This is a genomic window from Vibrio lentus (assembly GCF_002875945.1).
Lineage (GTDB): Bacteria > Pseudomonadota > Gammaproteobacteria > Enterobacterales > Vibrionaceae > Vibrio > Vibrio apostichopi.
Window position 1 is genome coordinate 43,147 of the sequence record NZ_MCZK01000111.1, and the last position, 22,302, is coordinate 65,448.

Below are 22,302 nucleotides of genomic sequence, written 5' to 3' on the forward strand. Positions count from 1 at the left end.
TTAAGTCGATTTATACACTCATAAATACCCCGAAATTAATTAAGGCTAAGAGAATTATATTGCACACGGACACCTGTGTGGCAGAGCACCAGACAGGCAGATGAAGCACTTTAAACACTCGTACGATAGCTTATACCTGTCCAAGAAAATGAATGCACCTCTAACCCTAATCACAGCCTCTAACCCTAATCACAGCCTCTAACCCTAATCACAGCCGCTAGAGCAAACCACAGAAGCTAGAGCAAATCGAAAACCGAAAACCAGGTCGTTCGCGGTAACTTCAAACCCAATTCATAAAAGCCAGCTCATAAAGACCAATAGATAAAAGAGGCAAACAGACAGAAGAGTTACTAAGAAATAGTCACTATTGGATTTTAAAGCACACCTATCGACTCGATTGAATAGTAAACCACCGTTTTACGGCAATTTATTTGTGATCTGGGTTGCACGCGTACCGCATACTATCAGATACTGAACAAAACTAACCTTCAGCCACAGTAAACGGCTCCCGCTTGCTGTTCAGGAAATTCAATGAGTTCAGATAATCAGTCGACCTACTTCTTTTTCGATTACGAAACATGGGGCGTTAGCCCAGCGAAAGATCGCCCGAGTCAGTTCGCCGGTGTTCGTACCGACCAAGATTTCAACATTATCGGGGAGCCTTTAGTTATCTACTGCCAGCCTCCTGCTGATTATCTGCCTGGACCTGAAGCTGCATTAATCACTCGAATTACGCCTCAGAAAGCCATGTCACAAGGCCTACCTGAGCCTGAGTTTATCACTAAGATTCATGCCGAGCTTGCTAAGCCGAACACCACAAGCCTGGGATACAACAGTATTCGATTCGATGATGAAGTGACACGATACACCTGTTACCGCAACTTCATTGACCCATATGCGTGGAGCTGGCAGAACGGCAATTCACGTTGGGATTTATTGGATGTGATGCGAGCAGTCCATGCACTGCGCCCTGACGGTATTAACTGGCCAACAAACGATGAAGGTTTTCCAAGTTTCAAACTGGAACACCTATCTGTGGCAAACGGCATAGAACACGAAAACGCGCACGATGCGATGGCTGATGTTATTGCGACTATCGAACTGGCTAAGAAGTTAAAGGCCGCACAGCCTAAGATGTTTGATTACCTCTACAACATGCGTCATAAGCGCAAGTTGAACGATTTAGTCGACATCGTAAACATGACACCTTTAATGCACGTTTCTGGCATGTTTGGTCGTGATTGCAATTACACAAGCTGGGTAGTGCCGATGGCATGGCACCCAACCAACCAAAACGCGGTTATTGTGGTCGACCTAGCGAAAGATCCAAGTCCTTTACTGGAAATGGATGCGGATGAACTAAGAGAAAGGCTTTATACCAAGCGCAGTGAGCTTGCTGAAGATGAACTACCAGTACCAATCAAACTGGTACAACTCAACAAGTGCCCTATTCTCGCGCCAGCAAAAACGCTCACCGCTGAAAACGCGGAAACGATCGGTATCGACCGTCAACAATGCTTGAAGAACCTAGCCCTATTGCGTGAACATCCAGAGATCCGTGAAAAGCTGATCGGTTTGTATTCACAAGAGCGTGAATACGAGAAAAGCGACGACGTAGACACACATCTTTACGACGGTTTCTTCTCACCCGCCGATAAAACCGCGATGAACATCATTCGCGAAACTGACCCGAATAACTTGGCAGCACTGGAGATCACTTTTGGTGACGAACGTATTAAGCCTTTGTTGTTCCGTTACCGTGCTCGCCATTTCCCTTGGACGCTAGACGAAGCTGAACAACTGAAATGGGCTAACCACTGTCGTGAGTATTATGAGAGTCGTTTAGAGGATTATATGTTGAACCTCGAGAACCTCGCGCATGAACACGAAAGCGACGAGAAGAAAATGGCTATCTTAAAAGCGGTTTATCAGTACGTAGAAAAGTTAGCTAGTTAATTCATAATCAAGAGACGTGACACTTTGAAAGAAAGATTGATCAAACTCGTTTACTGCTTAATCTCCTTCACCTTAATCATAGGTGCTCTCACTGCAGGCAATGCGTTACAACAATATCTAGAGACCTCAATCCCAGGCAGTATTTTTGGCATGTTGATTCTGTTTACTGCCATGGTGATTGGTATCGTTCCTTCGCACTGGGTGCAGCCCGGTGCCAGTTTGATTATTCGTTTGATGATCTTATTGTTCGTCCCAATCAGTGTTGGGCTAATGGATCACTTTGATATGCTTATCGCCAACGCACTGCCAATTATGGCGAGTGCGGTTGGTGGAACGCTGATCGTATTGGTGTCTCTATCATGGTTCTTAGACCGCTTGCTTTCGAGAGGTAACTAATCATGTGGATTCTACTCACTATCGTGGTGTTTCTGTTTGCTCGTTGGGTCAGCCAGAAAGTGAACTCACCGCTGTGTAATCCGTTACTGATCAGCATTAGTATCATTATTCCTATCTTGTTGTTCTTCAAGGTCCCTTTCGAGACCTATTACGCAGACAACACTTGGATTACTTACATGCTTCAGCCTGCAGTTGTGGCACTTGCTTACCCTTTGTATGAGCAGTTACCTCAAATTCGAGCTAATTGGCGCATCATTACCTTTGCTTGCACGCTGGGCAGTGTAATGTCGATGACCACGACAGCATTGATTGCTGTTGCCTTTAAAGCAGATCTAAGCCTAATTGCTAGCCTGCTAGGTAAATCGGTCACCACACCGATTGCAATGGAAGTATCGAGCCACCTTGGCGGTGAAGCAGCGATTGCAGCGATTCTGGTGTTAATCGTTGGTCTGTTCGGAGCCATCTTTGTTTACCCTATCTATAACCTGATTGGAATTAAGAGCCCGATCGCCAGAGGTTTAACCATGGGCACAGTATCTCACGTTTTAGGTACCGCTACCTGTGCTGAAAAGAACCAAGAAGATGCGGCATTCAGTTCTTTAGCGTTGGTTCTTTGTGGGGTTATCACCTCAATCATTGCACCTAGCGTATTTTCAGTGGTGATTTGGCTCTACTCTTAACCAATCGACTCTGAAATTATTTTTATAAGATCATGTAAGCCCAAACATTACACTGTTATTTCAGCGTCTGTTTGGGCTTTTTCGTCGCCATTATTTAGCGATAACGGTACCAACTAACCTTTGATTTGCGATATCAACGATGATTTTTGTCCTTGCAATCGATTTCATCTGTGACCTCACTCTAATTATGCAAACCAATGTAACAACAACAACGCAATAGTGATCATTATCACAGAAAAATCCTGAGCATTGCATAGAATTAAAGCCTAAGGTCAATTAAGGATTCAACATGAACAGTCGTATTACCCTGGCGCTGGAAAGTGCTCCAACATCAATGAAAGCGCTTTTGAGTGACATCGTATTAGCAGACAACTTTGACGCCACTATCTCTAAAGAACAGTTGCAAAGCTTGCTAGATGCGAGCGGTCTTTCTGATAAAGAAGTTCGCCTAGCTTTACTGCCAATCGCAGCAGCATACTCTTATGCGCCTCTTTCTGAATTCTATGTTGGTGCCATCGTGCGTGGCCTATCTGGTCGCTTGTACTTCGGTGCAAACTTGGAGATCGCAGGTGCTCAACTTGGTCAAACAGTTCATGCTGAACAATCAGCCATCAGCCACGCTTGGATGAAGGGTGAAGAAGGCCTTTCTGACATCACTATCAACTTCAGCCCTTGTGGTCACTGTCGCCAATTCATGAACGAATTGACGACGGCAAAAGAACTGAAGGTTCAACTTCCACAACGCGATGAAATGTCACTGCAGGAATACCTGCCAGACTCTTTCGGCCCTGCTGATTTAGGTGTGACAACTGGCTTGATGACAAAGCTGAACCACCAATACACAACAGATGAAACGAGCCCTGTTGTTGTAGACGCTTTAGCTGCATTGAACCGCAGTCACGCTCCTTACACTAAGAACCTAAGTGGCGTTTCACTACAACTGGCAACAGGCGAAATCTTTACGGGTGCTTACGCTGAAAACGCAGCGTTCAACCCTAGCCTACCACCTCTACAAGTGGCTCTAATTCAGCTAAAATTGGCTGGCTTCGATTTTGAACAAATTGAAAACGCAGCGTTGGTTGAAATGGCCGAAGGTAGCATCAGTCACCTAGCGGATACGCAATCTACATTAGAAGCGATTAATCCCGACATTCCAGTGACTTACTTAGCAATATAAGTACATCTAGTTAACAAAAATTTAAATAAGCAGCCCTATTTAACGGGGCTGCTTTTTTTATGATTGTAATTAAAGCAGCAACTTGCGCAAACGTTTGCTTTTGTCATTTAAATAAGTATGATCACCCCGTTTTCAATCAATCGTTCAAAAGATCGGAAGGAATTTCTATGTTTGGTACCGCTACTCGTGAAAATGCAACTCGTGTACTTCTATTAGGTTCAGGTGAACTTGGCAAAGAAGTGGCTATCGAGTGCCAACGTTTAGGTTTAGAAGTTATTGCTTGTGACCGTTATGCAGACGCACCAGCTATGCAAGTCGCACATCGCAGTCACGTATTGGATATGCTAGACGCTGACGCTTTAGAAGCCATTATTGAACTAGAAAAACCAGATTATGTGGTACCGGAAATCGAAGCGATTGCCACCAGCAAGCTGGTAGAGCTAGAAGCAAAAGGGTTGAATGTCGTTCCAACTGCGAATGCAACCAAGCTGACGATGAACCGCGAAGGTATCCGTCGCCTAGCCGCAGAAGAGTTGAAACTAAGCACGTCTCCTTACCGCTTTGCAGACACCTTTGAAGATTTCTCAGCAGCCGTTGAGTTCGTGGGCATGCCTTGCGTTGTTAAGCCAGTAATGAGTTCTTCAGGCAAAGGCCAAAGCGTTATCAAAACAGAAGAAGATATTCAGAAATCTTGGGATTACGCACAAGAAGGCGGTCGTACTGGCGCAGGTCGCGTAATCGTTGAAGGCTTCATCGACTTTGATTACGAAATCACACTGCTTACCGTTCGCGCAGTCGACGGTGTTCATTTCTGTGCGCCTATCGGTCACCGCCAAGAAGACGGTGATTACCGCGAATCATGGCAGCCACAAATCATGTCAGATAACGCTCTGAAAGCGGCGCAATACACGGCAGAGCAAGTAGTTAACGCATTAGGCGGCCACGGTATCTTCGGTGTTGAACTGTTCGTTAAAGGTGACCACGTGATCTTCAATGAAGTCTCCCCTCGCCCGCACGACACAGGCTTGGTTACTTTGATGTCTCAAGACTCGTCGGAATTCGCACTACACGTTCGCGCATTTACGGGTATGCCAATCAAATCAATTACTCAGTATGGCCCTTGCGCATCAGCGGTTATCTTAGGCCAAGGCACATCGACAAACATCCGTTTTGAAGGCCTTTCAGAAGCGCTAGACGCGCCACAAACGCAAGTTCGCCTGTTCGGTAAGCCGGACATTGATGGTCGCCGTCGTCTTGGTGTAGCGTTAACTCGTCGCAACAGCACAGAGACAGCGATCGAAGATGCGATTGAAAGCGCTTCGAAAGTGAAAGTGATTTACTAACCAGCTATTCAATTCTGAACAATCAAGACTTCAAATCTGAACAATAAAAAAGACGGGCTATCGAGCCCGTCTTTTTGTTCGTTTTAGCTGTTGGCGTTAGCTGTTAGCTATTGGCTTAAAAGCAAACTCGGCTTAAGCGTCAGACTCAATCAAATACACTTCTTCACTGAATCGAGACAAGCCTTTCTTCGCAATCTTAGGGTGTTCATCATCTGCAATATCTTGATTCAACAAAGTGATCTTATAACCTGCAAATAACTGATCGATCTCTAGCTTAGGCACGCTAAACGGAGGCCCTGCCATTTCGCTTTGGTCGTAATCCAATGTAACCAACAAGATCTTGCCGCCTGGCTTTAACAGTTGCTTCAAACGTTCCACATATTGCACGCGCATCTCAGTAGGCAAAGCCACCAAAGAAGCGCGGTCATAAATAATGTCGACTGGCTGAATAGGCGCAGTGAAGTAATCACCGGTGTAAACACTCAGCTCATCAAATTGGTACAGCTCATGTTGACCACTGATTTGAGTCACTGTCGGTGTGTATAAATGCTCAGCGAAAAATGCGCGAACCGCGATCTGGCTTAATTCGACACCTTGAACCTCTTCATGCTTAGTCGCTAACCAAATCAAATCTTCACTCTTACCACAAAGAGGCACGAAGACACTCTTGTCGTAACTAGGGTTAGTCTTTTGCCAAAATTCGATAAGAAGCGGATTTACATCTTCAAGGTGGAAACCAATTTGGTTGGCAGCCCATTTATTGTGCCAAAATTCAGGATTATTCATCTTTCGTTCATGTTAAACAGTCATAATGCAAGGGTACAGTATAGAGAAGTAAGAGCAACCTTCGCTTGATTCAAACTTGAAAACGACATGAGTCAGAGTAGAAAATAACGCGAGTTAACAAAGAAGATTGCCGAAGTTCAAAGTTCTCAAAATTTGGGAACAAACGCTTAAATGATTTGTCTATATCTTCACATTTTAAAGCAATATTAAACGTTAGAGTTGGTTTCGGTCTTAACTAGCCCCATCTAATATATAGCGAGATTGGTTAGTGTAGTTAAGCTGTTTTTACTCTTATGCGTTACTGGTTACCCCTTTTGATTTACCCGTTTTTGTAACCTTGTATTTTGGAGTTTGAATGAGTGTATTTCTCCGTACGACGGCCCTAATGCTTCTAGTATTGAGCCGAGCGCCTGCATTCGCAGCAGCACCTGTTTCAACAAGTTCAACTGATCAATCGCGCACTCCTGCGCAAAACCAAGTTTCATCAAACGTATTCCGCCACAGCCTTAGCGGCTTATACGGCATCAAAGCATTCGACTCACGTCCGACTCAGCCTTATACCGACTTCGATATTCTGTACAGCAAAGCTCACCAAGCACAGGCTGAACTAGAAACCATCTGTAAAAGTACTGCCCTACTGACTAACTCAGACGCACTCTTCGCTGGCGTTAAATCTCAAGCACGAGCAGAAGAGAAAATTGACCTTGAGTTAGATGGCGATGTATCAAGAATTACCGACTTAGCCCGTGCAACCATCATCGCTAACGATGTAGAAAGCTTGGTCGAAGTTTACGAAGCTCTAAGCCGCGAAGCGGATGTGGTAAAAGTGAAAAACAAATTCAAATCACCGGCTGATTCTGGCTACCGTGATTTGAACCTTTTGGTTCGTTTACCTAAAACTAATGTTATTGCCGAAGTTCAACTTCACTTGAGAGCCATCGCTGATGTGAAAAGTGGTCCTGAACACGAGCTTTACGAAATCATCCAAGGTATTGAGCGTCACGCGATTGCAGAAAAACGTCCAATTAACGACATCGAAGCGGCGCAAATCAATAGCCTAAGACGCCAATCTCTAGAGCTTTACCAACAAGCATGGCAACCATACATTACAACGCACATTAAAGCGGCTTAACGCGAACTGCGTAATACCGATAGACACCAAAAGGGCTGCACTCGCAGCCCTTTTTAGTTCCTGTTTGATAAGTAAATCTTTCACTTGTCTGTCACAACCTCTCCGTTCCGAACTATTGGTGATAATACTCCTTAGAGCGGTTGTATAAATCCAAGGGTTTTAATGTGCTGTAAAATGCCGCCGCGTCTTGTAAATCTCTATCTGATAAAGATTTCACTACCGACTGCATGTACAAATCTTGGCGTTCATCGCTTTTAAAATCACGTAATTGCTTAAGAATGTAACTCGCCTTTTGCCCCTTTATATTTGGGTAAGATTGCACAAAAGGAATGATCTTATCGCCGTGGCACTGACTACAAAGGTTCTGAGCGAGTTTCTCACCTGCGACCAAATTTGGCGTATAGGTTTCTACCTCTTCGACCTTCACTTCCATTTGGGGCACTGTCTTGGTGTCAAATTCGGAATGTTCCTCAGAACATGCAGAAAGCAACATAACAGCCATCGCTGGCGCCAGAAATAGAGACACTAATGTCACTGAGTTCATCGTCATTTATGCGCTCCTGGCTTGGGTGGCAACAAGGCGCTATCAATAGGCTTACGACGATACTTGTTCATGTCGATGCCTTTGTCTTGGTAGTAAGTGCTCAAGTAATCAAGCACCGGATCCCATGTATCAGACAAGTCCCACAACCCCTGAGTATCAACCATCCATTGGATCGTCTCTCGCCACTGTTCTCTAGTGCCGCTGTTCTGAGCCACGATTAGACTGGTGTGGCACGCATTACACTGGCCATTCACCACCTCCCAGCCTGGAGCCATAATTAGCCCAGATGTCTTGTCTACACCGTAATACTCTTTCGGGTTTTCTGGAGTCTCATCGGCATGTACGAGCATCGAGGTTAATAGACTGCATACTAGAGCGGCTCTCATTATGTCTTTACGGTAAGAACGCTTACCTACATTAGTCAACCGGGTGTGGGCAGAGTTGGCGAGAGTAGAATTAGTATGAAGAGACTTATCGTTAATTTGCTTCATCACGACACTCGAATTGCAATACGGTGACAACCATTGAACAGATAACCTTTCGGGTTCCATTGTGGTTGTACGACTGGCTGGCTATCACCTTCACTGTCCGTCGCTTTTGCCCAAATCTCGTAATAACCGGTCATAGGAAGGTCTAAATCGGCCTCCCATTGCTGCCATGCGCCTTTGTTGACGGGTCTATTAAGCTTTGCATCATGCCATGTCGTCCCATAATCGTAACTCACCTGCAGCTTCTCAACCGTTCTGAGCCCGGCCCAAGCATGGCCGCTGACCGTGACTTTTTTACCAAGCGAAAACTCAGTACCGCTCTTTGGTGAAGTAATTAACGATTTCACGATCATCTCTTCAATGATTCGAAAATCTTTGTTATCGACCTTCTCACCCGGCGCTATCGGATGTTTTGGCACTTGATAAGCAGGTGCCGCCATCTTATGTCCGTCATGAATTTTGTTACGAATACTAATCCCTGTCGTGCACTTCTGAGAAACCGATGCTGGGCGCCCACCAAACACGGTTCGAAGTGGGAAGCCATGAAGGTACGGAATAGGTTCTCCATTCATTTCCCATGCAATCAGAGCGTTGTCGTTCATCGCAGCCGCAATAGGCACACCACGCGAGATGGCTTCGCCCTTACCGCTTAAGTGTTTATCAAAGCCGTGATTACCTACGTAAACTGCATCATCTTTAATGCCACAGTCTTTAAGAACATCACTGAGTAAGACACCGGTCCATTGCGAACAGTAAACGCCTGCGTTGCTCCATTGATTCCCCTTGGTACTTGGATAGAAGTTGTTGCGACTGTTACCCCCACACTCCAACACCAAGCTCTGAGTATGATGTTTAAACTTGGATTTAAGTTCTGCCAGCGTATAGGTTTTACTTTCTTTCACTGACTCGCCTTTCACTTCAAAAGTCCAAGTCTCAGGATCCATTTCTGCAAAATCTGGCATCAAGCCATTCCATCGAACAAACGGCACGTCTGCAGGTGTAACAGCAGGTGAAAGCATACTTTCTGGCGGATAGGCATTCAGAGGGTTGGTATTCAAAACGGTGTAGTAATCAGGAAGGTCTTCAGCTTTCGCCCACGTTAACGCGTTGATATCGAGTGCCGCCAAATCTTCAGGTCGATTAGCCGCAAATACCCAAGAAACCGGCAATGCAGAAACGGCTGTAGCGGAAAGCGCAGCTTTAAGAAATTGTCTTCTGTCTAAACTCATTGAGGTGACCCTTTGTGATGCAGTGTGTAAAAGTAGTTGGCTAGTTTCTCGATATCTTGCTCAGACAAAAGTTGAGCCACTTTAGACATAGTTTTGTCGGTTCGTTTACCACTCTTAAAGTTCGACAACTGTTCGGTAAGGTAAACCTTGTTTTGCCACTTCAAGTTGGGAATCGACGGATATGACGTATCTTCGCCGCTACCGTGACAGGCAATACACATATTTGCTATTTGCTGATATTCCGCTGCCGTGACTACCACAGGCAGAGCGAGCAATATCAAAGCTAAAAAGGCTTGTCGCAAGTTTCCTCCTTAGTATTTGAACGGTTAAATAAGTTAATTGGTTGTTAATGCAGCGCATTAAATCAAATTGATGCGTTTATTTAAATTCAAACATATTTAACCTTCGTTTATTAAAACTAAACGACAAGTGGCATGGCCAAGTAAGGAAGCAAAGGCAACGTTAGTGTTAGATTTAATGAAAGGAATACGGCTTAGAAAAGGATATGGAACGCAGGAATACCGCGAGTTGGATTAGAAAATAAGTACAAACAGCCAAGATAAAAGAGGTAAAAGAGGTAAAAGAGATGAAAGGTAAAGGATGAGATTCCGGAAGCGAGCAAGATGTGGAGAAACGAGAAGAGCTAATATACTTAAGATAGGCGTACAGGAAATAGCACTTATCTTCTGCTAAAGAGATGTATGAAGTTGACGATTACTGGAGGTGAAAATGAACCAGATACAAAAAGACCACGCTAGGCGTGGTCTATTGCTTGGCTACTTCTCGATTTTAATATTCTCGACACGGGCCTTTAGTTTTTGTCCCGGTCTAAAAGTAACAACACGTCGAGCAGAAATTGGAATGTCTTCACCAGTTTTCGGGTTACGACCAGGTCGCTCGTTTTTCTCGCGAAGATCAAAATTACCAAAACCAGACAGTTTTACCTGTTCGCCATTTTCGAGCGCTTTACGAACTTCTTCGAAAAACACTTCCACCGTTTCCTTGGCATCCCGCTTGCTGTATCCGAGTGTCTCAAACAGGTTCTCAGCCAAATCGGCCTTCGTGAGTGCCATAAAACTTTCCTCAAAGCTATGTTAAACATTGCTACCATCGCCAGTAGCGCCAAAGCATTTACCCTATTCAATCAATGAGATAAGGTCATTTACAAGGAAAGTGTATGCCAAGCTTCTGATTTTCGCCAACTTTTTTATCTCAACTATTGAATTATTCTTTCAAATCAGAAAGATAAGCCACTCCTAAATTCACATATATGGCTAAAAAGCATCTACTAACACGCAACCAAATAGAACTATATTCCATTAAATATAATTTATATGGAATTTAAAACTTTAGTTTCCTAAATATTAATTTATGAGACTTTTCTCCTATGTTCAATAAAATCAGCGACTTGATTTGATATCAAACTCAACAGAGGTTACTAAATAAGCATTATTAAATATGAGATTCGTATCATTTCAGGATTTAATTCGATTGGGTCAATACTGACTATTGATATGTTGCGCGCTCCTAGACGTTTTAAAACCGTATTTTCAACCGAAACTCAATATTCAGCTCAACAACCGCCTCAGCACCTTATCTCATCCACAACCCATATTACTCACACTTAGCTTAAACAAAGCAAAAAGTACGTTTCACACCTTAAGTTGTTATGTTATAACATCTCTATATTATTTCTAATTTTGTGGATTGAATGAGAGATCTTGAAGCGATCATTGAACATGTAAAACAGGGCTGCAAAGTCAGTGGCAAACAATTTACGGCCAAAAGACAGTTAATTCTGCGAGCCTTAATACACGCCAACAAAGCACTTTCTGCTTATGAAATCGTTGATTATTGTAAAGAGCACTTTGACCAACATGTTCAAGCAATGTCGGTTTACCGGGTGTTGGAGTTTCTTGAAGAGCAACACTTGGCGCACAAACTTAAAGTCTCCAACAAATACATCCTCTGCGACCATATCCTTTGCGAACATGAGCATGGTATCCCTCAATTTTTAATTTGCTCAAAGTGCGACAAAATCAGCGAGCAAACCATCGACCCTGCCATGATTCATGGGCTTCAATCCCACGCTAAACAAGAAGATTTCACCGTGGTCAGTCCTCAATTGGAGATTAACTGCGTGTGCGATGATTGCGCGGAGCATACCTAGCGACATTCCATTCAGCCCACCCTCTAATACATTCAAAATTACCTTAGCCTTAATCAGAAAGGAGACACTGAAACGCTATGTCAGCAACGCTCATCAAAAATGCCCGAGTGGTCAATGAAGGTTCTGTGACTAAAACCGACGTGTTAATCGTTGGTCACCGAATTGAAAAAATCGCAGATGATATCAAGCCAGAACCAAACGATGAGGTCATTGACGCGCAAGGCTTTTATCTAATGCCAGGGATGATTGACGACCAAGTCCACTTTCGTGAACCGGGATTAACACACAAAGGTTCAATCGCCACTGAGTCACGAGCTGCGGTTGCAGGCGGTATTACCAGCTATATGGAGATGCCAAACGTAAACCCTGCTACAACGACCATTGAAGCCTTAGAGAAAAAGTTTGATATTGCATCACAAAGCTCGCTAGCGAATTACTCATTTTATCTCGGAGCAACTGAAGACAACCTCGAACAGATTAAGCGACTCGACCCGACTAAACACTGCGGCGTGAAGGTGTTTATGGGCGCTTCGACCGGCGATCTGTTGGTTGAAGATCCTCAAGCGCTCAATGCCATCTTTCGTGATTCTCCCGTCCTTATTGTCACCCATTGCGAAAGCGGGCCAGTGATCGCTAAAAACCAAGAGCAATTAAGAAAAGAAAAAGACGTTTTCACGATTGAAGACCACCCAGTTCTAAGAGACGACAAAGCCTGTTATGCCTCTTCTTCTTATGCGATTGAGCTAGCCCAAAAACACAACAGTCAACTTCATGTGCTGCACATCACGACAGCCAAAGAACTCGCTCTGTTTGACGCAGGGCCAATTCAAGACAAACGTATTACGGCAGAAGCTTGTGTGCACCATCTTTGGTTCAGCAACAAAGATTACGCAGCGCTAGGTAACCAAATAAAATGCAATCCGGCCGTCAAATACCCAAGTGATAGAGACGCCCTATTAGCCGCTTTGAACACGGGGAAAATAGACATCATTGCGACAGATCACGCACCACATACATGGGAAGAAAAACAAGTTCCTTACGAACAAGCCCCAGCAGGATTACCTTTGGTACAACACGCCCTATTGAGCCTGTTTGACCATGTAAGCGCGGGAAACATGACGGTGGCTCAGGTTGTCGAGAAAACCGCACATAACCCAGCTATCCGGTATGCGATAGAGGAACGTGGCTATATTCATGAGGGTTACTACGCCGACTTAGTGTTAGTCGACCCACAAACTCCAACCTTGGTCAGCAATGAAAACAGCTTGTATCAATGTAGGTGGTCGCCATTCTCAGGACACGAATTCTCTGCTCAGATTAAGCATACATGGGTAAACGGCATCAAGGTTTATACCAACCCAGAATCCGCAGACAACAACACAAATACCACTCATGTACCAAATGAGATACCAAACGAAATGCCAACTTCAGCAATGAGGCTGTCATTCAAACGCTAGTTCAGCTGTCATTACCCATCAATAATAAGAACTCAATATGTTAAGAAGAAACCCAAGCGGCCATATGCCAGAAGTATCGGAGACCGCTTTCATTGATCCAACGGCCATCATATGTGGCAAGGTCATCATTGAAGATAACGTGTTTATTGGCCCTTACGCTGTAATTCGAGCTGACGAAGTCAATGAACAAGGTGATATGGAAGCCATCGTGATTAAGCGTGATACCAATATTCAAGACGGTGTGGTTATTCATTCAAAAGCCGGTGCTGCCGTCACTATTGGTCAACGCTCATCCATCGCCCATCGCTCGATTATTCATGGCCCTTGCGAGGTCTGTGACGACGTATTTATTGGCTTCAACTCAGTAGTCTTTAATGCGGTGATTGGTAAAGGTTGCGTCATTCGCCATAACTGTGTGGTAGACGGGCATGACTTACCTGAAAACTTCCATGTACCACCAATGACCAACATAGGTTCAGGGTTTGATTTGAACAATATCTCCAAAGTCCCACCTGAGTATTCAGCGTTTTCAGAGTCAGTTGTTTCGGCAAACCATGCCCTTGTGCAAGGTTATCGGAGAATTGCCAATGAACTCTGATAAAAAGCCTATCTTGGGTATTCCAACCAATATCATTACCGGCTTTCTCGGCGTAGGTAAAACCACTGCGATTCTCAACCTAATGAAGAACAAGCCCGCAGATGAAAACTGGGCTATTTTGGTGAACGAATTTGGAGAAATTGGCGTTGATGGCAGTTTGATCCAAGGGAACGACAGCAAACAACAAGTGTTTATTCGTGAAGTGCCTGGCGGTTGTATGTGTTGCGCGGCTGGTTTACCGATGCAAATCGCGCTGAATCAACTTCTGTCAGAAGCAAAACCTGATCGCTTACTGATCGAACCAACCGGGCTTGGTCACCCCAAAGAAGTGCTAGAAGTCTTGTCTTCAGAGCACTATCGTAAAGTGTTGTCACTGCAGAAAAACATTACTTTGGTTGATGCCCGCAAGCTTTCTGACACACGCTATTCTGAACACGATACCTTCAATCAGCAAATCACCATTGCCGACACCATTGTGGGTAATAAAGTCGACCTGTACAAAAGTGGCGATGCAGAAAAACTGGCTGAGTACGTCGCGCAGGTTTGTCACCCAGACACCAAACTCATATTTGCCCATCACGGTAAGATCCCTTCCGACGAGTTCGATGGAAACACCAATTTTTACCATCATCAAGCTCATGGGCACCATCACCACCATGTTCATAAACAAGATAAGCCACTCGCTTCTGAATTACCGATGCCAGAAAGCGGCATGATAAAGGCAAGCAACCAAGGAGAAGGGTTTGAAAGTATTGGTTGGCGATTCGCGGCTGACAAACTGTTCGACCGTCAGCAATTGCTTAAGGTATTAGTTGGACTCAAAGCCGAACGAATGAAAGCGGTGTTCATCACTCAAAGCGGCATCTTTGGTTACAACCTAACGGAAGATGGTCTAACAGAGTGTGAACTTGATGAATGCAATGAAACCAGAATTGAGGTGATTGGTCAGGCCATAGACAGCGACTTAGAAAGCCAATTGTTGGCGTGTCAGATTTAGCCAGAACAGGTTAACCCTTATCCCACCCTAAAATCAAAGCCCTATGAACTACTGCATTCATAGGGCTTTTTAACCAATCAGCTATGTGTGTAAGTCACTAACTCACAGAAACCAATCGCTTCTCGGCCAATGCCATTGCAATGTTGGCTTTAGCGTAAGCACTCTCATTGATGAAATGTGGATAGATATCTTGTTCGCGTTCCCAATAGATATCATAACCAAAGAAAGTCGCGAGCAACGGCTCACCTTGTTTCACGACCTCGAAATCTCGACCACAGATCGCTGGGTGTACTGTGGCTACTCGCATACCATCAGGACCAAGTGGAACATTGACCTCTTCAACATAGAAGAAGGCGCTGTAGTCTTCTAACTCATTAACTTGGTTAAGGTTATGCTTCTCAACGTAATCAAGAACCATGGTCAGCATCTGCTTCATCAGTTTGAGAGTATCGAACTTAAGTGAGCCATGGGCCTGAGCCCCGACTTCAATCATCACTCCACACTTCCCTGTTGTGCAAAGGTAAGGCTGGTCATCCCAAGGCTTTCTATCTTCAAACAGAATATTGGCTTCCGGCATTCGCTGTTTCACATAAGCGCCCATTTTTTGGTAGAAAGCATCATTTGAGAGTAAAATTAATGTCGCCCCCATATTGCTGGTCGTGTTGTGCAAATCCACGATCAGTTGCTGCTCTTTGCTTGCGTGTCTGTCTATAAACTGTCTTGCCACGGTATGCTCAGCTAAACCAGCAGTATCGTCGTTGTTAGTATTAGAAAACTGACGATTTAGGTCCGTGTCAACATATCGGACGTTCTGCTCTACCGCTTTAGGATTTGCGATAACAGAAGTAGTCGAAAATGTTGAACGATCTGCGGCATACAAACGCTCTTTGATGAGCTTGTTTAAATAGATTCCTGAGAGCTCGTTGCCGTGTGTTCCAGCAACCAGTAAGACTTGATTAATGTTGTCCATGTCATTGATTTCCAAATATCGAAAGTGCAAGTCACCCTTGCTTTGTTGTTACAATATAACATAACAACAATGAGTTCATTTCTCCAGAACACTTCATAATCAGGCACCAGATAATTCTTAGTAGAAACGAGAATTCATTGTGAAACATACACACACAAAGGCCCCGCAATTGCGAGGCATTGGTTTTTATTCAACACTGTAGTTTCGGTGATTAATCTACATCACGCTTCTTTGCTGCGAATCACATCACGACTGCTTAACAAGCTTTCCGTTATCTCCCGCGCTATCTGATGTTTTAGCACTCGGTGTCTTCGCAGGTTTCACAATTAAGCCAATCCCGACTAAGAACAGAACAGATGCAACAACTTGGGCGACTGACAGTACTTCGTCATACATAAAGTAACCACTGATCAATGCGAAGATTGGCACGAGCAAGGTTAACGGTGCCGTTGTGCTTAACGGATATTGGATTAACAACTTATTCCACACCCAGTAACCAAACAATGTGGTCGGGTAAGCCTGAAACAACACAGCAATCGTTGTGTTCCAATCCCACTGCTCAATCCCCTGCCAAATAATTTGGTCACCGTGCAGCATAACGGCAAACAACACTAATGGAACTGGCGCAAACAGCATCCCCCAAACGTTAAATGCAAAAGCCTGAGTGGTTTTAGACGCTTTAACAATCACGCCCATTAACGTCCAACTGCACGCTGCGATCATAATAAGAATCACACCATTAACGGTGACATTGCCCGTTGCTGCGGAAACCAAGACCGCCAAGGCGCACATCGCTAACATCGCACCCATTAACTTACGAACCGACGCACTTTCTTTGAAAACCCATACCCCAACGGCCATACCGATTATTACGTTGGTAGAAAGCAATACCGACGACAGCCCCGATGAAAGCCCAGCTGTGATTGACCACGAAGCCATACCCCAAATACCCACACCAAACACGAAGCCATAACTCACTAAATAACGCCAAGCGACATTCGGTCTCGCCACAAAAAATATCACTGGAATCACCGCTAGCGAGAAACGCGCGGCGGTTGCCAACAACGGATGAACATTGGTCACACCCATTTTGATCATCGAGAAATTGAATCCCCAAATTGCCATCACGAATACCGCTAACAACAAATCATTTCTTTTCATACTGACCCCTCCTTTGTTTTAAGAGAGTATCCCTTGAACAATAAAACCAGTACAGATACAATTTTTATAATAAAAACCAGTACAGTTAACAACGGTCGTGACCATGAGTATCTACAGAAAGCTTGCTAATCAATTTATTGATGAGATTGAAACGGGGAAAAGAACCGAAGGTGGGCGTATGCCTTCACTGCGTCAATTAGCTAAGCAGCAAGCTATCAGCATGTCGACCGTAGTGAGCTGTTACCAAGAGTTAGAATCACAGGGTTGGATTCATTCTCGCCCACAAGCGGGCTATTTTGTTTCGCCCCATAAGCCTGTTCATTCAACACCGGAATGGGCACAGTTTGAAAGTAAGGTTTCCAGAGTTAGACAAACTTCATCGACTCACAACTCAATCAATGGGCCTCTAGGGGTCTCTAGCACCACCAATGATGAACAATCGATTGTAGAGTTAGAGCGCAGTTTCCGCCGCTCAATTAAACGTACGGGCAACAGACTCAACCACTACCCTGATACACAGGGCGAGCCGATGTTAAGACAGGCTTTATCGACCCACTTCGCCAAGCTCGATGTGCACTTTTCACCTGAAGAAATGGTGATCACCGCTGGCTGCATGTCGGCAATTAAGGCTGCTCTTGAATCGAGTACCAAAGAAGGTGACACCATTGCCATCAGCTCACCTTGTTTCAACGGTATTCTGGAGTTGCTTGGCAAAATGTCACGCCAGATCATTGAGATCCCGTCTTTGGATGATGGTGTCGACCTACAACAACTGGAAACACACCTGAAAAATAAACGTGTGGATGCCGCTATCTTCTGTACCTCACATATGAACCCTCAGGGGATCAATATGTCGGCCAGTCAAAAACAAAAGCTGGCTGAATTGGCGAATCACTATCGAGTACCAATCATTGAAGACGATGTGTATCTAGAACTCTCTTACTCATCACACACACCATTGCCTGCAAAGTACTATGACAAAGGTGGATACGTGCTGTGGTGTGGTTCGGTATCGAAAAGCCTGTCGCCAAGCTATCGTTTAGGCTGGTGCTTACCGGGAAGGTACATAGACGAGTACAAGGCTATGTTTTCTGCAGCGAGCTATGGCGTCGCCCTGCCCACTCAGCTTGCGGTTGCTGACTTTATCGAATCTGGCCAATACGCCAAGCACGTTAGAAGAAGATGCTCTCAAATCCTGTCTTTGCGCCAGCAATACCTTAGTTATTTAGCCCAACACCTTCCTCAAGACGTGAAGATAAGTAACCCACAAGGTGGCATGGTGCTCTGGTTGCAAATCCCAAATTTGAACCAGCAAACCTTTGCTCAAGCGGTAGCTAAGCAGAATCTTGATATCAGGCTTGGACATCTGTTCAGCACTCTAGATCTCTACAGCAACTGTCTACGCATCAATTTTGGTTATTCGCTAGAGGGAGAAGCCAAGCAGCAGTTGGATGACTTGATTAAACTTATCCACCAATGCATGAACGGTTAGCCCTACCCAATCTAATTTGCTCATGATTGGTGCATATTAGTTGTTTGAGTTCGACTTTTTCATGGCCTTCTTTGATGGCTTTTGTTGATCGTTTTGTTCATAACTTTTTCATAGCTATTTGTCATAAAGGAAGAGGCTATTATTCCGATTCAACCTAGGTTAAAGCCCCGTACCGTAAGGAAATTCAATCGCCTCAAAACCCTTAAATACTGAGTTTGCAAGCACCCACAAAATTATGCAACTTAGCTAATGACACGTCACTTTTTGTCGTCAATATACAGCCGTCAGCGCTGGCGTTATCCTGTATTTGAAGAGAACTATTATGAGTGATAAAACCAAAAAAAAACCATTACCTTCCTTTATTGAAGAACGCTTGAACTTCTATATTCAAGACCTGATTACCCAGAACCAAAGCCAGAAACACTTGGTGTTGGGTAAACGTCCACCGCGCAACGCAGTTGTCATGCAGAGCAATGATTACCTAGCCTTGTCGCACAACAAGCAGATCCAACAAGCTCACCAAGCGGCGATCAGTGAACACGATGACAACGTGGTGATGTCGGCCATTTTCCTGCAAGATGAAGAGTCTAAACCTGCGTTTGAAACCGAACTCGCAAGCTATGTGGGAATGGAAAGTTGTTTGCTTTCTCAATCTGGCTGGGCGGCCAATATTGGGTTACTTCAAACTATCTGTCCGCCAGATACGCCTGTGTATATCGACTTCTTTGCGCACATGTCGCTGTGGGAAGGCATTCGCGCGGCTGGTGCAACAGCTCATCCATTTATGCATAACAATATGAGTCACTTACGCAAGCAACTGGAACGTCATGGTTCTGGTGTAATTGTTGTCGACTCAGTTTACAGCACGATTGGCACCATCGCCCCACTACGCGACATCTACGAAATGGCGCAAGCGTTTGATTGTGCCGTCATCGTTGATGAATCGCATTCACTGGGCACGCATGGAGAGAATGGTGCTGGCTTAGTGCAAGCCCTCGGGCTCACGAATCAAGTCGACTTTATCACCGTCAGCTTGGCCAAAACCTTTGCCTATCGCGCAGGCGCAATCCTCGGTCCTAAACAGCTACCGGCAACCTTGCCGTTTGTCTCTTACCCTGCGATTTTTAGCTCAACCGTGTTGCCGCAAGAGGTGATTCGTTTAGAGAAAACTTTGGAGGTGATTAAAGGTGCAGAAGATAAACGAAAAACATTATTTGAACGCTCTAAATCGCTCACCACAGGCCTCAAGCGGATTGGCTTTAACATCCGTAGCGAATCTCAAATCGTTGCACTGGAGTGCGGCAATGAGAGAAATACAGAGCGAGTGCGCGACTTCCTTGAACAGCGTGATGTGTTCGGTGCAGTGTTCTGTCGCCCCGCTACGGGCAAGAACAAGAACATCATCCGATTTTCAGTGAATGCCGACATGACACCACGAGACATTGACCATGTACTCACGGTTTGTCATGAGGCGTACCATCACCCAGAGTTAGAATTCGTATAACTCTGCCAAATCTATAACTAACACAAACGGCAGGACTGAATGGACGCTATCATGTCGCTAAAGCAAAAAGAGCCCAGCAATTCGCTGAGCTCTTTCTTGTGTTTTTGTTCGCTGACAAAATGGTCGTGTGATTCAACCTAAGGCATTCACTAAATCCAGTGAGCAATCTTATCGAACAATCGATTTTTATCTGCCGGTTTGACGATAAAATCTGACATGCCTGACGATTCCATTTTCTCTAAAGTGACGGGCGAGCTGTCACCCGTGTGAGCGATAATTGGCACCGAAGAGTACGCTTTATTGGCACTTCGAATTCGGCGTGAAGCTTCCACACCATCCATGATGGGCATTTCGATATCCATGAGAATCAAGTCGATATCATCACTATCCAATGCGTCTAACGCTTGTTGGCCATCTTCTTTCTGCACAACATCAAAGCCCTGCTTTTCCAGTAACATAGCAGTAAAACGGCGCAAAGATTCGTTGTCATCCACCACCATAATCGTTCGCTTATTCGTGGCCTCTAGCGGTTTTGTAGGCGCAGCTGGCATCACGTAATTGGAATCGAAAAGTAAGCGATCGATGGTCGCTTTAGTATTAAGCAGCCAAACTTGAGTTTCGACCCAAATAGGCTCGAAAGAAACGTTTCGAACACGCTTAATAGGATGATGCTCATACAAGTAGATGATTCGCGCTTCAGTGAACGAAAGCAGAGATTCAATCCTCTCTAGGCAACTGGCTCGTAAATCCAAGCTCTCCATATCAACAAAGATCAGATCGAATTCGAACTGGTATTCCTTATTTTTTAGGGCGGATGCGACATCTAAGATGGCGAGGTCGAAACCCATAAAACGCGATATCTCGGTCATTTTACTGGTCAGAATCTTTTGGTCGCTCACCATCAACACAGTCTTAAGCTTGGTGAGCTCGCTCTTGATCTCTTTCACTGTATTTGAAGCCAAAGATGGGAACGTCATCGTAAACTGCGTCCATTGTTCCACTTCCGACTGACATTTAATCTCACCACCAAACGAACGCATCACCTTCTTACAAAATGGCAAACCCAGTCCGTAATTACCCGATTGGCCCGTGGTGTAAAAATCTTGGAAGATGCGTCGAATCAAGTCGCTTGAGATACCCGCACCATTATCGGTGACCATGATTTGATTGGTCACTTCATCGCTGCACATCGTGACATGAATATGAAAATCTTCCGGGCTGCGATGATGAAATGCGTTCTTGAATAAGTTGTACATGACGTACTTCAACAAGGTATCACTGCCCAAGAAATCAAAATCGCTTTGTACATCTAAAGATATCGCTGACTTATCGGCTGAACGCTTGTAGTTAAAACTGTCGATTGCATCTTCGACCACCGCTTGCGCTGAATGCTTTTTGAATGTTGAACGCGATACGCGGTTTTCATCGATTGAAGTCAGCAACAGATCAATCGTCTCGTTGCCTGAGTGGATGATCTCCATCGCCTCATCACCCACTTCACGCAACTGGATAACGTCTTCATTGCTAAGAGCATACTGCCCTTTATGGTCGCCACTTTTGGGGTTCGGCAATATGGACTGCATGACATCTATGGAGGTCAACAAGCCACTTAGAGGGTTTCGCATCTCATGAGCAATGCCAGCCCCAAAAGATTTCGCTAACGACACCTTGTTCTCGTGTTCCACCTGATTGCGGAAGTAGAACAAGTTGCCGAATAAGTAGATAAACAAAAAGATTGGCACATGCGTCCAGTCCATTGTGAGTTCTAGATAGAAGCCCTGTGCCACCCAAGCACAAAACGTCGCAATTCCGATTCCGGCAAAGGTTTGAGCGAACATGACCTTAGTCACGTGCACCAACAAGATATGCAGGAATATGGCCGACATGAAAGACATGACCCAAACGTTGGACCAATTGTTCATCAGCAGCATGTAGAAGAAGAAACACGGTAAGCAGAGGGTTATCGCAACTTGATAATAAGCCGGAAGGTATTTACGCCAGTCAAATGGGACACGATTACGAAAAATAATGCCGAAGAATAATACCGAACAAGCTAGACGCAGCGACAAGTTTTCATAAGGTTGAGGGAACAAAAACTCCCACACAACGTAGTAGATCGGGAAGCCGACAAAGCCCATCCATCCGACGAGAGTAAGGTTTGGTTCTGCGTACTGATAAACTTTGCGAATTGCGTTCATACGGAATACTTTATTAACTAAGCC

At 44.7% G+C, this 22,302-nt stretch carries 21 protein-coding genes; 12 read left to right on the forward strand and 9 right to left on the reverse strand.

Annotated features, from left to right (window positions below; translation table 11 throughout):
- Positions 1 to 531 precede the first annotated feature (531 nt).
- From sbcB to purT, 5 genes are all read left to right on the forward strand, one after another.
- Positions 532 to 1,956 (forward strand): exodeoxyribonuclease I, encoded by a 1,425-nt coding sequence (gene sbcB / locus BCT49_RS10965; protein ID WP_102435239.1) that lies wholly within the window; start codon positions 532 to 534, stop codon positions 1,954 to 1,956.
- 24 nt (positions 1,957 to 1,980) lie between these two features.
- A complete protein-coding gene (locus BCT49_RS10970) occupies positions 1,981 to 2,352 on the forward strand; it encodes a CidA/LrgA family protein (RefSeq protein WP_102435240.1) in 372 nt (123 codons plus the stop codon).
- A 2-nt stretch (positions 2,353 to 2,354) separates the two neighbouring features.
- A complete protein-coding gene (locus BCT49_RS10975) occupies positions 2,355 to 3,032 on the forward strand; it encodes an LrgB family protein (protein WP_102435241.1) in 678 nt (225 codons plus the stop codon).
- 289 nt (positions 3,033 to 3,321) lie between these two features.
- Complete coding sequence (gene cdd / locus BCT49_RS10980) at positions 3,322 to 4,209, forward strand: cytidine deaminase (RefSeq protein WP_102435242.1); 888 nt, start codon at positions 3,322 to 3,324, stop codon at positions 4,207 to 4,209.
- Between the two features lie 167 nt (positions 4,210 to 4,376).
- Positions 4,377 to 5,552, forward strand: a complete 1,176-nt coding sequence (purT, locus tag BCT49_RS10985) for a formate-dependent phosphoribosylglycinamide formyltransferase (protein WP_102435243.1) — start codon at positions 4,377 to 4,379, stop codon at positions 5,550 to 5,552.
- A 132-nt stretch (positions 5,553 to 5,684) separates the two neighbouring features.
- Here the strand turns inward: purT and BCT49_RS10990 are convergent, their stop codons facing one another.
- On the reverse strand, positions 5,685 to 6,338 hold the full coding sequence (locus BCT49_RS10990; protein WP_102435244.1) for a thiopurine S-methyltransferase: 654 nt from the start codon (positions 6,336 to 6,338) through the stop codon (positions 5,685 to 5,687).
- A gap of 355 nt (positions 6,339 to 6,693) precedes the next feature.
- Here BCT49_RS10990 and BCT49_RS10995 point away from each other — a divergent pair, with 355 nt between their 5' ends.
- Positions 6,694 to 7,470, forward strand: coding sequence for a RelA/SpoT domain-containing protein (locus tag BCT49_RS10995; protein ID WP_017104499.1), 777 nt, complete (start codon positions 6,694 to 6,696; stop codon positions 7,468 to 7,470).
- Between the two features lie 112 nt (positions 7,471 to 7,582).
- Here the strand turns inward: BCT49_RS10995 and BCT49_RS11000 are convergent, their stop codons facing one another.
- From BCT49_RS11000 to ihfA, 5 genes are all read right to left on the reverse strand, one after another.
- On the reverse strand, positions 7,583 to 8,020 hold the full coding sequence (locus tag BCT49_RS11000; RefSeq protein ID WP_102435245.1) for a c-type cytochrome: 438 nt from the start codon (positions 8,018 to 8,020) through the stop codon (positions 7,583 to 7,585).
- Entirely contained in the window at positions 8,017 to 8,505 is a 489-nt protein-coding gene (locus BCT49_RS11005) for a cytochrome C (RefSeq protein ID WP_102435246.1), read from the reverse strand. The genes BCT49_RS11000 and BCT49_RS11005 overlap by 4 nt, the downstream gene beginning before the upstream one ends.
- Positions 8,505 to 9,731 carry a molybdopterin-dependent oxidoreductase gene (locus tag BCT49_RS11010; RefSeq protein WP_102435247.1) on the reverse strand — a complete coding sequence of 409 codons (1,227 nt, stop codon included), beginning with the start codon at positions 9,729 to 9,731 and terminating at the stop codon, positions 8,505 to 8,507. Before BCT49_RS11010 ends, BCT49_RS11005 begins: the two co-directional genes overlap by 1 nt.
- Complete coding sequence (locus BCT49_RS11015) at positions 9,728 to 10,033, reverse strand: c-type cytochrome (protein WP_102435248.1); 306 nt, start codon at positions 10,031 to 10,033, stop codon at positions 9,728 to 9,730. Before BCT49_RS11015 ends, BCT49_RS11010 begins: the two co-directional genes overlap by 4 nt.
- Before the next feature lie 474 nt (positions 10,034 to 10,507).
- Entirely contained in the window at positions 10,508 to 10,804 is a 297-nt protein-coding gene (gene ihfA, locus BCT49_RS11020) for an integration host factor subunit alpha (RefSeq protein ID WP_004734853.1), read from the reverse strand.
- A gap of 638 nt (positions 10,805 to 11,442) precedes the next feature.
- Here ihfA and BCT49_RS11025 point away from each other — a divergent pair.
- From BCT49_RS11025 to BCT49_RS11040, 4 genes are all read left to right on the forward strand, one after another.
- The gene (locus tag BCT49_RS11025) at positions 11,443 to 11,901 is read left to right on the forward strand and encodes a Fur family transcriptional regulator (protein ID WP_102435249.1); all 459 of its coding nucleotides are present in this window, start codon (positions 11,443 to 11,445) and stop codon (positions 11,899 to 11,901) included.
- Positions 11,902 to 11,978: 77 nt separating this feature from the next.
- On the forward strand, positions 11,979 to 13,358 hold the full coding sequence (locus BCT49_RS11030) for a dihydroorotase (protein ID WP_102435250.1): 1,380 nt from the start codon (positions 11,979 to 11,981) through the stop codon (positions 13,356 to 13,358).
- 37 nt (positions 13,359 to 13,395) lie between these two features.
- A complete protein-coding gene (locus BCT49_RS11035; RefSeq protein ID WP_102435251.1) occupies positions 13,396 to 13,956 on the forward strand; it encodes a carbonate dehydratase in 561 nt (186 codons plus the stop codon).
- The gene (locus tag BCT49_RS11040; protein WP_102435252.1) at positions 13,946 to 14,953 is read left to right on the forward strand and encodes a CobW family GTP-binding protein; all 1,008 of its coding nucleotides are present in this window, start codon (positions 13,946 to 13,948) and stop codon (positions 14,951 to 14,953) included. Before BCT49_RS11035 ends, BCT49_RS11040 begins: the two co-directional genes overlap by 11 nt.
- 97 nt (positions 14,954 to 15,050) lie before the next feature.
- Here BCT49_RS11040 and BCT49_RS11045 read toward each other — a convergent pair whose 3' ends face one another.
- Complete coding sequence (locus tag BCT49_RS11045; protein ID WP_102435253.1) at positions 15,051 to 15,923, reverse strand: aspartoacylase; 873 nt, start codon at positions 15,921 to 15,923, stop codon at positions 15,051 to 15,053.
- Between the two features lie 246 nt (positions 15,924 to 16,169).
- Positions 16,170 to 17,084, reverse strand: coding sequence for an EamA family transporter (locus BCT49_RS11050; protein ID WP_102435254.1), 915 nt, complete (start codon positions 17,082 to 17,084; stop codon positions 16,170 to 16,172).
- 103 nt (positions 17,085 to 17,187) lie between these two features.
- Here BCT49_RS11050 and BCT49_RS11055 point away from each other — a divergent pair, with 103 nt between their 5' ends.
- Both BCT49_RS11055 and cqsA read left to right on the forward strand, forming a co-directional pair.
- A complete protein-coding gene (locus BCT49_RS11055; protein ID WP_102435255.1) occupies positions 17,188 to 18,576 on the forward strand; it encodes a PLP-dependent aminotransferase family protein in 1,389 nt (462 codons plus the stop codon).
- Positions 18,577 to 18,898: 322 nt separating this feature from the next.
- Complete coding sequence (gene cqsA, locus BCT49_RS11060; protein ID WP_102435256.1) at positions 18,899 to 20,080, forward strand: alpha-hydroxyketone-type quorum-sensing autoinducer synthase; 1,182 nt, start codon at positions 18,899 to 18,901, stop codon at positions 20,078 to 20,080.
- 149 nt (positions 20,081 to 20,229) lie between these two features.
- Here cqsA and BCT49_RS11065 read toward each other — a convergent pair whose 3' ends face one another.
- Positions 20,230 to 22,278 carry an ATP-binding response regulator gene (locus BCT49_RS11065; RefSeq protein WP_102435257.1) on the reverse strand — a complete coding sequence of 683 codons (2,049 nt, stop codon included), beginning with the start codon at positions 22,276 to 22,278 and terminating at the stop codon, positions 20,230 to 20,232.
- Positions 22,279 to 22,302 lie beyond the last annotated feature (24 nt).

Excerpts from the sequence above, each read along its gene's own strand:
- BCT49_RS10990 (WP_102435244.1), bottom strand. The coding sequence starts at position 6,338 with ATGAATAATCCTGAATTTTGGCACAATAAATGGGCTGCCAACCAAATT.
- BCT49_RS11045 (WP_102435253.1), bottom strand. The coding sequence starts at position 15,923 with ATGGACAACATTAATCAAGTCTTACTGGTTGCTGGAACACACGGCAAC.
- sbcB (WP_102435239.1), top strand. The coding sequence starts at position 532 with ATGAGTTCAGATAATCAGTCGACCTACTTCTTTTTCGATTACGAAACA.
- BCT49_RS11005 (WP_102435246.1), bottom strand. The coding sequence starts at position 8,505 with ATGAAGCAAATTAACGATAAGTCTCTTCATACTAATTCTACTCTCGCC.
- BCT49_RS11050 (WP_102435254.1), bottom strand. The coding sequence starts at position 17,084 with ATGAAAAGAAATGATTTGTTGTTAGCGGTATTCGTGATGGCAATTTGG.
- cqsA (WP_102435256.1), top strand. The coding sequence starts at position 18,899 with ATGAGTGATAAAACCAAAAAAAAACCATTACCTTCCTTTATTGAAGAA.
- ihfA (WP_004734853.1), bottom strand. The coding sequence starts at position 10,804 with ATGGCACTCACGAAGGCCGATTTGGCTGAGAACCTGTTTGAGACACTC.
- BCT49_RS11035 (WP_102435251.1), top strand. The coding sequence starts at position 13,396 with ATGTTAAGAAGAAACCCAAGCGGCCATATGCCAGAAGTATCGGAGACC.
- BCT49_RS11030 (WP_102435250.1), top strand. The coding sequence starts at position 11,979 with ATGTCAGCAACGCTCATCAAAAATGCCCGAGTGGTCAATGAAGGTTCT.
- BCT49_RS10975 (WP_102435241.1), top strand. The coding sequence starts at position 2,355 with ATGTGGATTCTACTCACTATCGTGGTGTTTCTGTTTGCTCGTTGGGTC.
- purT (WP_102435243.1), top strand. The coding sequence starts at position 4,377 with ATGTTTGGTACCGCTACTCGTGAAAATGCAACTCGTGTACTTCTATTA.
- BCT49_RS11000 (WP_102435245.1), bottom strand. The coding sequence starts at position 8,020 with ATGACGATGAACTCAGTGACATTAGTGTCTCTATTTCTGGCGCCAGCG.
- BCT49_RS11040 (WP_102435252.1), top strand. The coding sequence starts at position 13,946 with ATGAACTCTGATAAAAAGCCTATCTTGGGTATTCCAACCAATATCATT.
- BCT49_RS11065 (WP_102435257.1), bottom strand. The coding sequence starts at position 22,278 with ATGAACGCAATTCGCAAAGTTTATCAGTACGCAGAACCAAACCTTACT.
- BCT49_RS11010 (WP_102435247.1), bottom strand. The coding sequence starts at position 9,731 with ATGAGTTTAGACAGAAGACAATTTCTTAAAGCTGCGCTTTCCGCTACA.
- BCT49_RS10995 (WP_017104499.1), top strand. The coding sequence starts at position 6,694 with ATGAGTGTATTTCTCCGTACGACGGCCCTAATGCTTCTAGTATTGAGC.
- BCT49_RS11025 (WP_102435249.1), top strand. The coding sequence starts at position 11,443 with ATGAGAGATCTTGAAGCGATCATTGAACATGTAAAACAGGGCTGCAAA.
- cdd (WP_102435242.1), top strand. The coding sequence starts at position 3,322 with ATGAACAGTCGTATTACCCTGGCGCTGGAAAGTGCTCCAACATCAATG.
- BCT49_RS11055 (WP_102435255.1), top strand. The coding sequence starts at position 17,188 with ATGAGTATCTACAGAAAGCTTGCTAATCAATTTATTGATGAGATTGAA.